Annotated in this window: 14 protein-coding genes; 9 read left to right on the top strand and 5 right to left on the bottom strand. The window is 65.5% G+C overall.

What is annotated here, in order from left to right; translation table 11 throughout:
* Positions 1-40 precede the first annotated feature (40 nt).
* The 6 genes from asnB (at position 41) to ABZO33_RS03905 (ending at position 6,357) form a co-directional block, all read left to right on the top strand.
* Positions 41-1,984, top strand: coding sequence for an asparagine synthase (glutamine-hydrolyzing) (gene asnB / locus ABZO33_RS03930; RefSeq protein ID WP_094010623.1), 1,944 nt, complete (start codon positions 41-43; stop codon positions 1,982-1,984).
* A complete protein-coding gene (locus ABZO33_RS03925; protein WP_414534930.1) occupies positions 1,981-3,105 on the top strand; it encodes an FAD-dependent oxidoreductase in 1,125 nt (374 codons plus the stop codon). The genes asnB and ABZO33_RS03925 overlap by 4 nt, the downstream gene beginning before the upstream one ends.
* 10 nt (positions 3,106-3,115) lie before the next feature.
* A complete protein-coding gene (locus tag ABZO33_RS03920) occupies positions 3,116-4,192 on the top strand; it encodes an acyl-CoA dehydrogenase family protein (protein ID WP_414534929.1) in 1,077 nt (358 codons plus the stop codon).
* An 11-nt stretch (positions 4,193-4,203) separates the two neighbouring features.
* Positions 4,204-4,641, top strand: coding sequence for a PaaI family thioesterase (locus tag ABZO33_RS03915; protein WP_046856512.1), 438 nt, complete (start codon positions 4,204-4,206; stop codon positions 4,639-4,641).
* Between the two features lie 206 nt (positions 4,642-4,847).
* Entirely contained in the window at positions 4,848-5,495 is a 648-nt protein-coding gene (locus ABZO33_RS03910) for an FMN-dependent NADH-azoreductase (RefSeq protein ID WP_414534928.1), read from the top strand.
* A 1-nt stretch (position 5,496) separates the two neighbouring features.
* Complete coding sequence (locus ABZO33_RS03905) at positions 5,497-6,357, top strand: glutathione S-transferase C-terminal domain-containing protein (RefSeq protein ID WP_414534927.1); 861 nt, start codon at positions 5,497-5,499, stop codon at positions 6,355-6,357.
* Positions 6,358-6,366: 9 nt separating this feature from the next.
* Here ABZO33_RS03905 and ABZO33_RS03900 read toward each other — a convergent pair whose 3' ends face one another.
* Positions 6,367-7,272: a DMT family transporter gene (locus ABZO33_RS03900; RefSeq protein ID WP_414534926.1), complete on the bottom strand. Its 906-nt coding sequence runs from the start codon at positions 7,270-7,272 to the stop codon at positions 6,367-6,369.
* Positions 7,273-7,405: 133 nt separating this feature from the next.
* Between ABZO33_RS03900 and ABZO33_RS03895 the strand changes: the two genes are divergently transcribed.
* The 3 genes from ABZO33_RS03895 (at position 7,406) to ABZO33_RS03885 (ending at position 10,646) form a co-directional block, all read left to right on the top strand.
* On the top strand, positions 7,406-7,843 hold the full coding sequence (locus tag ABZO33_RS03895) for an Lrp/AsnC family transcriptional regulator (RefSeq protein ID WP_028692812.1): 438 nt from the start codon (positions 7,406-7,408) through the stop codon (positions 7,841-7,843).
* Positions 7,844-8,364: 521 nt separating this feature from the next.
* On the top strand, positions 8,365-9,900 hold the full coding sequence (locus ABZO33_RS03890; RefSeq protein WP_414534925.1) for an NCS1 family nucleobase:cation symporter-1: 1,536 nt from the start codon (positions 8,365-8,367) through the stop codon (positions 9,898-9,900).
* 17 nt (positions 9,901-9,917) lie between these two features.
* Positions 9,918-10,646 (top strand): aspartate/glutamate racemase family protein, encoded by a 729-nt coding sequence (locus ABZO33_RS03885; RefSeq protein WP_414534924.1) that lies wholly within the window; start codon positions 9,918-9,920, stop codon positions 10,644-10,646.
* Between the two features lie 95 nt (positions 10,647-10,741).
* On the opposite strand, the gene ABZO33_RS03880 is transcribed toward ABZO33_RS03885, so the two are convergent.
* The 4 genes from ABZO33_RS03880 to ABZO33_RS03865 form a co-directional block, all read right to left on the bottom strand.
* Entirely contained in the window at positions 10,742-11,935 is a 1,194-nt protein-coding gene (locus tag ABZO33_RS03880) for a D-amino acid dehydrogenase (RefSeq protein ID WP_414534923.1), read from the bottom strand.
* A 45-nt stretch (positions 11,936-11,980) separates the two neighbouring features.
* Positions 11,981-12,643 carry a histidine phosphatase family protein gene (locus ABZO33_RS03875; RefSeq protein ID WP_414534922.1) on the bottom strand — a complete coding sequence of 221 codons (663 nt, stop codon included), beginning with the start codon at positions 12,641-12,643 and terminating at the stop codon, positions 11,981-11,983.
* Between the two features lie 189 nt (positions 12,644-12,832).
* Positions 12,833-13,171, bottom strand: a complete 339-nt coding sequence (locus tag ABZO33_RS03870; RefSeq protein ID WP_023629100.1) for an FKBP-type peptidyl-prolyl cis-trans isomerase — start codon at positions 13,169-13,171, stop codon at positions 12,833-12,835.
* Between the two features lie 74 nt (positions 13,172-13,245).
* Positions 13,246-13,659, bottom strand: coding sequence for a GFA family protein (locus ABZO33_RS03865; RefSeq protein ID WP_414534921.1), 414 nt, complete (start codon positions 13,657-13,659; stop codon positions 13,246-13,248).
* Between the last annotated feature and the right edge of the window lie 49 nt (positions 13,660-13,708).

Genomic DNA, 13,708 nt, shown 5'->3' with positions numbered 1-13,708 from the left:
GTCGCCGACGACGCCCGACCTATGAGAAAAGGATTTTGCCATGTGTGGTTTCATCGGTGTCTACCAGTCCAAACGCAACAGCATCAGCGACCAGTCGATCCTCGACGCCCTGGCCGCCATCAACCACCGCGGCCCGGACGAGCACAGCCTCTGGCGTGACCCGGGCGAGCGCGCCGTGCTGGGCCATACCCGCCTGAGCATCATCGGCCTGGACAACGGCATGCAGCCGATCGTCGCCGACGAAGGCGACCTGGCGGTGATCGTCAACGGCGAGTTCTACGACCACGAGCGCATCCGCGCCGAGCTGCAGGCCGAAGGCGCGATCTTCAAGACCGCCTCGGACAGCGAGATTGCCCTGCACCTGTACCGCCGCTCCGGCATGGCCGGGCTCAAGGAGCTGCGCGGCGAGTTCGCCATGGTCCTGTTCGACCGCCGTCGCCGCCTGATGCTGGCGGTGCGCGACCGCCTGGGCATCAAGCCGCTGTTCTACACCCAGCATGAAGGCAACTGGTACTTCGCCTCCGAGATCAAGGCCCTGCTGGCCGCCGGCGTCAACCCGACCTGGGACGAGAACGCCTATGCCAGCCGCGCCTTCTACCTGCGCGACCACACCCTGTTCGAAGGCGTGCGCAGCGTGCAGCCGGGCTGCTGGGTGATGGTCGACCACGGCGGCCTGCACAGCGGCCGCTACTGGGACATGGAATTCGCCCGCCGCGACACCCCGGCGCCTAGCGACGAGGCCGGCATGATCGAATCGGTGCGCGCCGCCATCGAGGAAGCCGTGCGCCTGCGCCTGCGCGCCGACGTGCCGATGGGCGTGTACCTGAGCGGCGGCATCGACTCCTCGGCGATGCTGGGCATGGCCACCGCCCTCAAGGGCGAGCCGCTGGATGCTTTCAACCTGTCGTTCACCGACATGGACGACTACGACGAGAACCGTTTCGCGCGCATGGCCGCCGAGCACAACGGCGCGCGCTTCCACACCATCGAGATCACCCAGGACGACCTGGCCGACAACTTCGAGCAGGCGGTGTGGCACAACGAGACGCCGTTCTTCAACGCCCACGGCGTGGCCAAGTACATCCTCAGCAAGGAAGTGCGCAAGGCCGGCCTGAAAGTGGTGCTGACCGGTGAAGGCGCCGACGAAGTGTTCGCCGGCTACCCGCACTTCCGCCGCGACATGCTGCTGTACAACAACGAACAACAAGACCCGAAAGTCATCGACCTGCTGCGCCAGCGCATCCAGGCCAACGAACAGGGCTACACCAACGCGCACATGCCCCACGACATCCACTGGATGGTCGACCAGCTCAAGCACGGCGTGTCGTGGCTGGACAACCAGGCCGGCTGGTTCAAGGCCCTGGAGAGCCTGTACCGCGGCGACTTCCGCGACCACTTCACCGGCGTCGACCCGTACCGCCAGTTCTTCGACCGCCTCGACCACGGCAAGCTCGCCGACCGCGACCCGGTGCACAACTCCATGTACCTGTGGGCCAAGTCGTACCTGCCGAACTTCGTCCTCACCACCCTGGGCGACCGCATGGAGATGGCCAACAGCATCGAAGGCCGCGTGCCGCTGCTCGACCACCACGTGGTCGAACTGGCCTGCCAGCTGCCGGTGTGGATGAAGGTGCGCGGCGCCACCGAGAAGTACGTGTTCCGCGAAGCCATGCGCCCTTACCTGCCCAAGGCCCTGTACGAGCGCAAGAAGCACTACTTCCGCGCGCCGCCGGCCACCCTGCAGCAGCAAGGCCGCCTGTGGCAGCTGGTGCAGGACACCCTGCACAGCCGTGACCTGGACGCGCTGCCGTTCTTCGACGCGGCCAAGGTACGCAGCCTGCTCAAGCAACTGCCAACCCTCAGCGCCCAGGAGCAGGGCCTGCTCGACCCGATGCTGATGGAGCTGACCAGCCTGTGCCTGCTGCAGCGCCGCTACCGCATGAGCGGCCAGAGCTGGAACACCCTGAGCGAGGTGGCCGCATGAAGATCGCGATCATCGGCGCCGGCCTCAATGGCCTGGCCTGCGCCCTGATTCTCAAGCGCTTCGGCCTTGACGCCACGGTGTACGAGCGGGCCCATGGCCCGCGCGACTCGGGCACCGGCATCTATGTCTGGCCCCAGGGCGTGCAGGTACTGCGCTTTCTGTTCAACGACACCGGCTTCATCGGCCGCGGCAAGGCCATCGAGTTCCTCGACACCCATGGCCGCGACGGTCGCCTGATCCACAGCCAGCCGGTGCGTCCGGATGGCCTGGGGATCCCGGCGCCGGCGGTGATGTTCCCACGCCCCGAGCTGTTCGGCCTGCTGCGCGAACGCCTGGGTGCCGAGCAGATCCGTTACCAGATGGGCTGCGAAAAGGTGGAGAAGGTTGGTGAACAGGCACGGGTCACCTTCAGCAACGGCGAACAGGAAGACTTCGACCTGGTGATCGGCAGCGACGGCGTCGGTTCCACGGTGCGCCAATGCCTGGAGCCGGGCCTTACGCCCTACGACACCGGGCTGGTAGCGAGCCGCGGCATGGTCGAGTTCGACTCGCCGCTGCTGCTGCCCGACCGTTGCCAGATCTTCGCCTCGGAGTTCTCGCGGGTGGTCACCTACCCGCTGGCCGCCGACCGCCCGTACCGCTACTGGTTCGCCGCCTACCAGCACCGCAACCAGCCGCTGCACGACCGCGACGGCCTGGTGCGGCTGTTCGCCGACCTGCCGGAGGACGTGGTGCGGATGATCGAGGCCACCGAGCACGAGCAGATCCTCACCCACAAGATGATGGCCCTGACCGGTGCCGGCTGCTGGCAGAACGGCCGCGTGGTGATGCTCGGCGACAGCATTCACGCCATGCTGCCGACCCTCGGCTACGGCCTGACCCTGGGCCTGGAGAACGCCTTCATGCTCGCCCAGGCCCTGGTCGGCTGCTGCGACGAGCGTCTCGACAGTGCCCTGCAGCGCTACGAAATCCGCGCCGCCGAGCGTTCGCGGGTGATGCTGGAAGTGATGCGCGACATGACCGACCTGTACTACTTCGAGGAGGACAGCGCCATGACCTCCTCGCGGATCCGGCCGATCGTCGAGCGCTTCCACGACCTGGCCCTGACCACGGTGTTCTGAGGAGGCCGTCATGACCGACGCATACCGCCAGCGCCTGCAAGCCTTTGTCCAGGCGCAGATCACGCCGAACATCGATGCCTGGGAACAGCTCGGCGCCTACCCCGCCGCGCTCAACCGCGAGGCCGGCGCGGCCGGCCTGCTGGGCCTGGGCCACGACCATCGGCAGCTGCCCGACGACCCACGGGCGGTGGCCGTGCTCATCGAGGAACTGACCCGCAGCGGCGCCCAGGGCATCACCATGGGCCTGGGCTCGCACTTCGTCAGCCTCAAGGCGGTGCAGGCCACCGGCCACCCGATCGCCCACGACCTGGTGCCGGCGGTGCTCGACGGCCGCCAGAGCATCGCCCTGGCGATCACCGAGCGCCAGGCCGGCTCCGACCTGCGCGCCCTCGAGTGCCGCGCCACGCGCCAGGCCGACGGCTACCGGCTGAACGGGCACAAGGCGTTCATCTGCAACGCCACCCGCGCCGACTGGTTGCTGATGGTCGGCCACTGCGAGGACGGCCTGGCGCTGTTCCTGGTGGAGGGTTCGGCCGCCGGTATCCGCCATACGCCGCGTCGCGCCCTGGGCTGGCGCTGCCTGCCGCTGGCCGACCTGGAGCTGGAGAACGTGCCGGCCATCCGCCTGACCGAGAAAGGCGGCGTCGGCCGCCTGTTGCAGGCCAGCCTGCAGCAGGAGCGCTTGAACCTGGCGGTGATGGCCATCACCAGTGCCGACATGGCGCTGCAGGCCGCCATCGACTGGTGCAAGACCCGCCAGGTCGGCGGCAAGGCACTATTCGACAAGTCAGTGATCCGCCAGCGCCTGGCCGAGCATTACGCGCAGCTGACGGTCAGCCGCCAGTTCGTCGACACCTGCGTGGCCCGCCAGGCCGAAGGCACCCTGGACGCGCACCAGGTCGCCATCGCCAAGAACAGCGCCGTGCAGACGTTGGAAACCTTGGCTCGTGACGCCGTGCAACTGCATGGCGCCCACGGCTGCGTCGAGCCCTCGCTGGTCGAACGCATCCACCGCGACGCCCGCCTGCTGGCCATCGGCGGCGGTACCCACGAAATCATGCTGGAAATCATTGCCCGGCACCTGTGAAGGATCACACCATGAGCACCATCAGCGACCACGCCGCCGCGCACTCGCGCGCGCTGCTCGAACACGCCTACCAGCGCTACTGCGGGCTGGAGATGCTGGAACAGTCCCCCGGCCAGTGCACCTGCCGGCTGACCGTCAACGCCGACATCGACAACCTCAGCCAGACCCTGCACGGCGGGGTGATCTACTCGATGCTCGACGTCACCAGCATGCTCGCCACCCTGCCCTTGCTGGGGCCTGACGAATACGCCCTGACCAACAGCTTCAACACCCTGCTGCTGTCGGCCACCCCGCGCGACACCGAGGTGCTGTTCCACGCCAAGGTGATCCGCGACGGGCGCAACCTGATGTTCACCCAGGCCGAGGCCTGGCGGGTCAATGCCGACGGCAGCCAGACCCGCATCGCCAGTGCGCAGCTGAGCAAGTTCAGGCTCAAGCGGGAGTGGTGAAGGCGTAATCACGTATCCCGTTCATCGCGGGGCAAGCCCGCTCCCACGCGATGTGTGGGAGCGGGCTTGCCCCGCGATCGTTTCAGCACAGAGCCCCTGGCGATACATGACAACCTTAAGGGTAATACCCTGATTATCTGCGCTTTTCACTCCCGCCCGATTGCTCAAGACTGGCTATCACACACATCACAGAAAGGATTCGCACAATGAATCACAAGGTCCTGGTCATCCGCTCCTCGATCAAGTCCGATGGCGGCTTCTCCGGCCAACTGGTGGACAACTTCCTCAAGCAGCTCAAAGAGGTCAACCCCGAAGCTTCGGTGGCGGTGCGCGACCTGCACGCCCAGCCCATCCCGCACCTCAATGCGGTGACCATGGACGCCCTGTTCGGCGGTGACGCCAGCAGCATCGAGGCGGCCGCGGCGCTGAAACTGTCCAACGAACTGATCGAAGAAATCCAGGAAGCCGACCGCGTGGTCATCGGCCTGCCGCGCTACAACTTCGGCGCACCGTCGATCCTGCACACCTGGGTCGACTACATCGTGCGTGGCGGCGTCACCTTCACCTACGTCGACGGCGCCCCGGTCGGCCTGCTCGACGACAAGCCGGTGCACGTGCTCAATGCCAGCGGCGGCGTCTACAGCCAAGGCACCGACACCCTGGCCGGCTGGCTGTCGCAGACCCTGGGCTTCGTCGGCCTGAACAGCGTCGAGTTCATCTACGCCGAAGGCCTGGGCATGGGCGAAGAAAGCCTGGCCGCGGGCCTGGCCGCCGCCAACCAGAAGATCCAGCACAGCATCGCCGCCCTCGGCGAGCGCCCATGCCCAAGCCTGGCCACCGCCGTAGGGAGGTAAGATGACCCGCAGCCAAGACAACCCGTCGGTGCAGGAGCTGTTCCTCAGCGAACTGGTGGCCGAGCCCAACCGCTACCACCTGTACATCTCCCATGCCTGCCCGTTCTCGCACCGGGTGCACCTGGTGCAGAGCCTGCTGGGCCTGGAAGACGCGCTGGACGTGACCTCGGTGGCGGCGCGCCGCCACGACCAGGGCTGGGAGTTCGACGAGCACGACCAAGACCCGCTGCACAAGGACGTGACCCTGCTGTCGAGCCTGTACGAGCGTTCGCGCCCGGGCTTTGCCGGCAACCAGTCGGTGCCGGTGCTCTGGGACCGCCAGCAGAACCGCATCGTGCACAACGATTCGGCCGAGCTGGCGCTGCAGATGGCCACCCGCCTGCTGCCCCTGGCCAAGACCCCGATCGACCTGGTGCCCGACCGCTCCAGCTGCGACATCGTCGAGCTCAACCAGTGGTTGCACACCAACATCAACCGCATGGTCTACCACATGGGCTTCGCCCCGGACCAGGCGAGCTACGACGAGGCCTTCAAGCAGTTCTTCGGGGCCATGGACACCCTCGAGCACCGGCTGCGCAAGCAGCCGTACCTGGTGGGCGGCAAGCTGAGCCTGTCGGACCTGTTCCTGCTGCCCACGCTGATCCGCTACGAGGCGGTGTACTACGTGCACTTCAAGGCCAACCACAAGACCCTGGCCGAGTACCCGGCGCTGTACCAGTACCTGGTGCGCCTGACGCAGATCCCGGCGATCTACCGCACCATCGACATGGCGCATATCAAGCTGCATTACTACTACTCGCACAACCACATCAACCCGACCCGGATCGTGCCGCAGGGGCCGGCGTTGAGCTGGTTGAACTGAGCAGTCGCGTCACTCCGGCCGGGCCACGCCACGCGCGCTGGCAGGCCGGAACCACCACCCCTGCTGCATGCCGGCAGCAGCGAGCAGAATCAGCCCCACCCCCAACCACTGCAACGCAGCCAGGCGATGGTCGAAGGCCACCCAGTCGACCAGGATCGCAGCGATCGGGTAGATGAACGACAACGCTCCGGTCAACGCCGTGGGCAGGCGCTGGATGGCGCTGTACAGCAACACATACATCAACCCCGTGTGCACGATGCCCAGGGTGACCAGGCTGCCAAGCGCCGGCAGTTCACCCGGCAGCCCGCCCAGCTTCACCCAGGGTGCCAGCAGCAAGACGCCGGTGCTCACCTGGATCAACGCGATCAGGTGCGGCGGCGTGCCAGTCAGGCGCTTGATGATCAGCGCCGCCACGGCATACAGAAACGCTGCGCCCAGCGCCAGGGCGATGCCCTGCAGGTACTCGCCACCACTGGCCTGCCCCGCGCCATGAGCGCTGACGATGGCCAGCATGCCGAGGAACGCCACGCTCAGCCAGGTCAGCTTGGCCACGGTGATCTTCTCGCCCAGGAACAGTGCCGCCAGCCCCACCAGCATGAACGGCTGGACGTTGTACACCGCGGTGCCGATGGCGATCGATGCCCGCGAGTAAGAGGCGAACAGCAGTACCCAGTTGCCGACGATCGCCACCCCGCTGACCACCGCCAGCAGGAAAGTGGCACGGGTCAGCACGCCCGGTTTGAGGAAGCCCATGGCCGCGCAGATCAACAGCAAGGTGCCGGCACCGAACACGCAGCGCCAGAACACTACTTCCAGCACCGGTTGCCCGGACACCAGCACGAACCAGCCGATGGTCCCGGAAATCAGCATGGCGGCGATCATTTCCAGCGAACCACGGCGCAACGAATTGTCCATCTCACACCTCCTGTCGACGATGGCCACAGTATGCGGAGGGTAGAGGGCAGCCTTCCAGCGGATAACCAAGGCACATCGCTGCATGCACCTTTACTATCAAGGCAAATTTTGCAAATTACCTAATGAGGTAGCCATGACCGATGCCATCGACCAGTTGCTGATAAACGCCCTGATGGAGGACTCGCGCCGCTCGCTCAAGGCCCTGGCGCAGATCAGCGGCCTGTCGGCGCCCAGCGTCAGCGAGCGCCTGCGCCGCCTGGAGGAGCGCGGCGTGCTGCGCGGCTACACGGTAGAGGTGGACCCGCGCTGTTTCGGCTACCAGCTGCAGGCCATCGTGCGCATCCGCCCGCTGCCGGGGCAGTTGCAGGAGGTGGAACGGCAGATCGTCGCCATCCCCGAGTTCACCGAGTGCGACAAGGTCACCGGCGAGGACTGCTTCATCGCCCGCCTGCATGTGCGCTCGATGGAGCAGCTGGACACACTGCTCGACCGCCTCAACGTGCTGGCCGAGACCAATACGGCGATCATCAAGAAGACGCCGGTGAAGCGGCGGTTGCCGCCCATGGCGTGAGGGAGGTTTTGCAGTTGCAGACCCTATCGCGGGGCAAGCCCGCCCCCTCGCGACAGGATAGCCAGCAATAGGGCCAAGGGCCCTGAGCAAAACATGTACACAAAAATGTCACCATAGGTGCCATTTTTGTGTGCACTTTCCACAGGTAACGCCCCATTAAGTTACACACTTCAACCAACTAAATCTGACCAATCGATCAACTAAAAGACCAAGCAAAAAATATAACCTGTTCATTTGGTCAATTTGTATTTCCTTTATTTCATTAACTTATCTTTCAAATAGATAAATTCAAAATAGTAGCAACCTGAAAGTGAGTTGATCACTGGCATGGAACTGGCTTTTGTGTGTTCGTGTTTTGTATACAAATTCAACAGAACATAAATACACAAGAACCCGCAGCGTCGCCCCACCGGTGACCGTTGCGCCCAGAACCCAGTGATGCCAACGCCTGCACCGACGAGATGGCGAGCCCGTGCGCCAGCGCCCGCTCATCGCAGTCACGCGCATCAGGAGCCGCCGGAATGAGTAGCAGCCTCCCCCTTGCCCCTGAACTTTCCGTTGCCAGCACCCACCCCTCGACCACCACCCTCGAAGGCCATCCTGCCGAGCTCGAACTGAGCCCACGCCTGCATAACCGCGACCTCGCCCCGACCAAACTCGAAGGCCGCCGCTGGGGCGGCTACAGCATCTTTGCGCTGTGGACCAACGATGTGCACAACATCGCCAACTACTCGTTCGCCATGGGGCTGTTCGCCCTGGGCCTGGGCGGCTGGCAGATCCTGCTGTCGCTGGCGATCGGCGCGGCGCTGGTGTACTTCTTCATGAACCTGTCCGGCTACATGGGGCAGAAGACCGGCGTACCCTTCCCGGTGATCAGCCGCATCGCCTTCGGTATCCATGGCGCGCAGATCCCGGCGTTGATCCGCGCGGTGATCGCCATCGCCTGGTTCGGCATCCAGACCTACCTGGCCTCGGTGGTGCTGCGGGTGCTGCTGACCGCGGTGTGGCCGCAGGTGGCGGCCTATGACCATGACAGCATCCTCGGCCTGTCGAGCCTGGGCTGGATGTGCTTCGTGGCGATCTGGCTGGTGCAGCTGGTGATCCTCGCCTACGGCATGGAGATGGTGCGCCGCTATGAGGCCTTCGCCGGCCCGGTGATCCTGCTCACCGTGGCCAGCCTCGCCGTGTTCATGTACTTCAAGGCCGATGCACGCATCGCCTGGTCGGTGGCCGAGCCCCTGAGCGGCTACGAGATGTGGCGCAACATCTTCGCCGGCGGCGCGCTGTGGCTGGCGATCTACGGCACCCTGGTGCTCAACTTCTGCGACTTCGCCCGCAGCTCGCCGTGCCGCAAGACCATCCGTGTCGGCAACTTCTGGGGCCTGCCAGTGAATATCCTGGTGTTCGCGGCGATCACCGTGGTGCTGTGCGGCGCGCAGTTCCAGATCAACGGCCAGATCATCGACAGCCCGACGCAGATCGTCGCCAGCATTCCCAACACCGCGTTCCTGGTGCTGGGTTGCCTGGCCTTCCTGATCGTCACCGTGGCGGTGAACATCATGGCCAACTTCGTCGCCCCGGCCTTCGTGCTCAGCAACCTGGCGCCGCGCCACCTGAACTTCCGCCGCGCCGGGCTGATCAGCGCCACCCTGGCGGTGCTGATCCTGCCGTGGAACCTGTACAACAGCCCGCTGGTGATCGTGTACTTCCTCTCCGGCCTCGGCGCCCTGCTCGGCCCGCTGTACGGGGTGATCATGGCTGACTACTGGCTGCTGCGCAGGGGCTGCATCAATGTGCCCGAGCTGTACAGCGAGAACCCCGCCGGCGCCTACCACTACACCAAGGGCATCAACCTGCGCGCCGTGGCGGCATTCATCCCCGCCGCGCTGCTGGCCATCGTCCTGGCCTTGGTGCCCAACTTCCACAGTGTCGCGCCGTTCTCCTGGCTGATCGGTGCCGGCATCGCCGCCGCCGTGTACCTGCTGATCGCGCCGCGCCATGTCCAGTACCACGACGTCAGCGGTGAATGCATCGCCGTCGACCACAGCAGCCACTGAATTCAGGGAGATCCGTCATGCGTATTCTGATCGCCAACGTCAACACCACCGAGGCCATCACCGAGGCCATTGCCGAACAAGCGCGCAGCGTGGCCGCGCCCAGTACCGAGATCGTCGGCCTGACCCCGTGGTTCGGCGCCGAGTCGGTGGAGGGCAATTTCGAAAGCTACCTGGCCGCCATCGCGGTGATGGACCGGGTGCTGGCCTATGACCAGCCCTTCGATGCCGTGATCCAGGCCGGCTACGGCGAGCATGGCCGCGAAGGCCTGCAGGAGCTACTGAACGTGCCGGTGGTGGACATCACTGATGCCGCCGCCAGCACGGCCATGTACCTGGGCCACGCCTACTCGGTGGTGACCACGCTGGACCGCACCGTGCCGCTGATCGAGGACCGCCTGAAGCTGTCCGGGCTGTACGAGCGCTGCGCCTCGGTGCGCGCCAGCGGCCTGGCGGTACTGGAGCTGGAGGCCGACCCACGGCGCGCGGTGGAGGCCATCGTCGAGCAGGCCGAGCGCGCCGTGCGCGAGGACAAGGCCGAGGTGATCTGCCTGGGCTGTGGCGGCATGGCCGGGCTCGATGAGCAGATCCGCCAGCGCACCGGGGTGCCGGTGGTGGACGGCGTGAGCGCGGCGGTGACCATCGCTGAATCCCTGGTGCGAATGGGGTTGAGCACCTCCAAGGTGCGCACCTACGCCACGCCACGGGCGAAGAAGGTGGTGGGCTGGCCGATGCGCTTCGGGCGCTGATCCACCAGTAGCAAGCCCACTCCCCTAGCGTCGAAAGCAATCCGTGGGAGCGGCGATGCGGCGACCCGACTTGCCCCGCGATGAGGCCAACAAGGTCAACTCAACAGCCTCGCCAGCCGCTCGCCACTGCCACACGCCAGGGTGAACCCCAACGCACCATGCCCCAGGTTCAGCCACAGGTTGCGATACCGCGTGGCCTCGATGATCGGCACCCCGGTCGGGGTCGCCGGCCGCATCCCCGCCCACTCCACCGCCTGCCCGTAATCAGCGGCCTCCGGCAGGGTCGCGCGCGCCAGCCGGCGCATGCTCGCGAGCCTGCCGGCGTCCACCGCCTCGTCATAACCGACGATGTCCACCATCGCCGCCACCCTCAGTTGATCGTCCAATCGGGCATAGACAATCTTGCGCTCGTAGTCGGTGATACTCACCTCGGGCGCCCGCTGCCCCGCGCCAATCGGAGCGGTCAGGCTATAGCCCTTCAAGGGGTAGACCGGCAACTTCAAGCCTGGCAAGCCAAGGCCGGCGCTACGGTGCCCGGCGCAGAGCACCAGCCGCTGCACCTCCAGATGCTCGCTGCCAACTTCAAGCGCCAGCACACGATCATCGCGCGCCACGAGCCGTGTCACCGGGCGGCCCAACAGCACCCGACATTGCCCAGACGCCTCCAGACGCTCGGCCAGGCGCAAGCAGAAACGGTGGCAATCGGCGACTTCTTCGTCCGGGGTGTACACACCGCCAACGAAGAGGGTATCGGCCAGCGCCGGGTCGAGTCCGTGCAGCTCAACGGCATCCAGTATACGTTGGCTGTCGGGCTCGAGCAGATGTCGGCGCCCGTGCTCGAATGCACGTGGCGTACGGAATGCAACCAGCTTGCCGTTGCGCCGCCAGGCGAAATCATCGAGGCCGTCGCGCTCGCGCCAGCGCTGCAGTGCCGCCTGGCTTTCCAGCGCCAGGCTCAGCAGCCGAGCGGCATTACGGCGATTGACAGCGCCACGGCAGGCCATGACGAACGCCGCCAGCCAACGCCACTGCGCAGGGTCCAGGCGCAACCGCAGGCGCAACGGCGAATCACCTTGCAACAACCAACCCAACGCTTGCCACGGCACCCCGGCATCGGCCAGAGGCGCGACGTAGCGGTACGAAAGCTGCCCGCCATTGGCGAAACTGGTGGCACTGGCCAGGCTGTCGCGGGCCTCGACCAGATCGACCTGCCAGCCGTCGCGCACCAGCGCATAAGCCGTCGCCAGGCCGACCACCCCGCCGCCGATCACTGTCACCCGCTGGTTCATGCATCCATTCCTGTCCAGGCCTGATGGCCAGACAGTAACAGCAGGTCAGGTCGGGCAGCCAGGTTCGCCGTGATCCAGACCCTGGCGCACGTTACGGCTGAGCAGGGTCGCCTTGCCATCGCGCCAGGTCAGGGTGAGCACGTACAGGGAGTCGAAATCGTCGCGATGCCAGTCCTCGGTGAGCACCCGGTCTTCGCCCAGGGCCTTGCCGGCCACGGTGTTGATCAGCTCAGGCAGATACCCCCGGGACCAGGCCGTGTAGACCGTCGCATTGCGATACTTGTCACTGAGCAGTTCGTCGGCCAGCGCGGCTGTGTCGTTGGCGCCGTAGTCGATATTGACCGGCAAACCGAGGCGGATGGCCGCGGGGCTGATGGTCATCAGCGGGCGGATGTAACTGTAGCGCTCGTCCTGGCTGCCCTCCTCGACACCTCGTGAAGGGTTGGCGGCGAAGACATAGTCGGCATCACCGAAACGCTCGGGCAACAGGGTGGCCAGGTCCAGGGCGCGGTTCAGGCCCTGGCAGTTCAACTGCCCGAGGCCCTCGCCGGGCTTCTCGGCGTGGCGCAGGAACACCAATGTCTGGGTCCCGTCGACCGGCTGCGCCCGGCTCTCGACCACATCCAGGGCCAGCGGCACGGCGGCGACGGCGAGCGTCAGGCCCAACAGCAGGTGGCGGCGACGGCGAAGGAAGGCTGGCAGCTTCATACAGGGCGGACTCTATGTGGCACTGGATATCGGGTTGCCCCGCCACATGTCCCTGTCGTGATTGCCATCCTTGGCAGCGAGTGAGGCTCAGAGTGCCTGCGGCCCGTTTGGTTCCTCCATGACTGCACATACCTTCCTTGGACAATCAGCACCTTAGCGCATCGGTGTTGCTGAATTATTGCGCGCGGTTCAATCGTCGCGGGTCAGCACTTCCAGCAATTCGATCTCGAACGTAAGGTCCGAATTGGGCGGAATCGCACCGACCGAGCGTTCGCCATAACCCAGGTGCGCCGGTACCTGCAGCTTGCGCTTGCCACCCACGCGCATGCCCATCAGGCCCTGGTCCCAGCCCTTGATCACCCGGCCGGTGCCGATGACGCACTGGAACGGCTTGCCACGTGCCCAGGACGAATCGAATTCGCTGCCATCGGCCAGGGTGCCGCGGTACTGGGTGGTGATCAGCGCACCCTTGACCACGGCCTTGCCGTCGCCTTCCTGTAGATCGATGACTTGCAGCTCACTGCTCATGGCAGGTTCCTCGAAGCGGTTTTTCGTGGCCGCCGTTTTCTCAGGAATGCGCAGGTTTGGCAAGACGAGCCGTGTCAGGTGGGGGCGAACTGGTCGAAGACCTGTTGACCGGTGAGGTTGCTGGTCTCGTTCTTGAAGCAATACCAGGCAGGTTGTTCGTCGACGAATATCTGCTCGGTGAAGCTCCAGTCACCCTCGCCATCAAGCAGGCCGACGGGTACGACGTACATGTCGCTCTCTTTCAGGCGGTAGAACAGATGCGTGCCGCACTGGCCGCAGAAGCCGCGCTGGGCCCAGGCAGAGGAGTCATAGGCGATGGGGGCCGGGCCTTCGATGGCTGGGGGCTTGGCGCATTGCACTGCCAGCAGCGGGCCGCCGGTCCATTTGCGGCACATGCTGCAATGGCAAGCGCTGACATGATTATTCTCGAGCGTGACACTCAGTCGGGTTTTGCCGCAGAGGCAACTGCCTTGCTTTTCCAGTGACATGGCCCGGGCTCCTTGCTGTTGTTCTTGGGGACTTGGAGTATAGGGTCCG

Source organism: Pseudomonas sp. CAM1A (genome assembly GCF_047501685.1).
Lineage (GTDB): Bacteria > Pseudomonadota > Gammaproteobacteria > Pseudomonadales > Pseudomonadaceae > Aquipseudomonas.
Note: the sequence above shows the minus strand (reverse complement) of the source record. Positions and strands in the feature narration are given on the sequence as shown.

Coding starts and splice junctions, on each gene's coding strand:
- ABZO33_RS03875 (WP_414534922.1), bottom strand. CDS start 12,643: ATGAAGCTGCCAGCCTTCCTTCGCCGTCGCCGCCACCTGCTGTTGGGC.
- ABZO33_RS03890 (WP_414534925.1), top strand. CDS start 8,365: ATGAGTAGCAGCCTCCCCCTTGCCCCTGAACTTTCCGTTGCCAGCACC.
- ABZO33_RS03905 (WP_414534927.1), top strand. CDS start 5,497: ATGACCCGCAGCCAAGACAACCCGTCGGTGCAGGAGCTGTTCCTCAGC.
- ABZO33_RS03895 (WP_028692812.1), top strand. CDS start 7,406: ATGACCGATGCCATCGACCAGTTGCTGATAAACGCCCTGATGGAGGAC.
- ABZO33_RS03915 (WP_046856512.1), top strand. CDS start 4,204: ATGAGCACCATCAGCGACCACGCCGCCGCGCACTCGCGCGCGCTGCTC.
- ABZO33_RS03880 (WP_414534923.1), bottom strand. CDS start 11,935: ATGAACCAGCGGGTGACAGTGATCGGCGGCGGGGTGGTCGGCCTGGCG.
- ABZO33_RS03925 (WP_414534930.1), top strand. CDS start 1,981: ATGAAGATCGCGATCATCGGCGCCGGCCTCAATGGCCTGGCCTGCGCC.
- ABZO33_RS03910 (WP_414534928.1), top strand. CDS start 4,848: ATGAATCACAAGGTCCTGGTCATCCGCTCCTCGATCAAGTCCGATGGC.
- asnB (WP_094010623.1), top strand. CDS start 41: ATGTGTGGTTTCATCGGTGTCTACCAGTCCAAACGCAACAGCATCAGC.
- ABZO33_RS03865 (WP_414534921.1), bottom strand. CDS start 13,659: ATGTCACTGGAAAAGCAAGGCAGTTGCCTCTGCGGCAAAACCCGACTG.
- ABZO33_RS03900 (WP_414534926.1), bottom strand. CDS start 7,272: ATGGACAATTCGTTGCGCCGTGGTTCGCTGGAAATGATCGCCGCCATG.
- ABZO33_RS03920 (WP_414534929.1), top strand. CDS start 3,116: ATGACCGACGCATACCGCCAGCGCCTGCAAGCCTTTGTCCAGGCGCAG.
- ABZO33_RS03885 (WP_414534924.1), top strand. CDS start 9,918: ATGCGTATTCTGATCGCCAACGTCAACACCACCGAGGCCATCACCGAG.
- ABZO33_RS03870 (WP_023629100.1), bottom strand. CDS start 13,171: ATGAGCAGTGAGCTGCAAGTCATCGATCTACAGGAAGGCGACGGCAAG.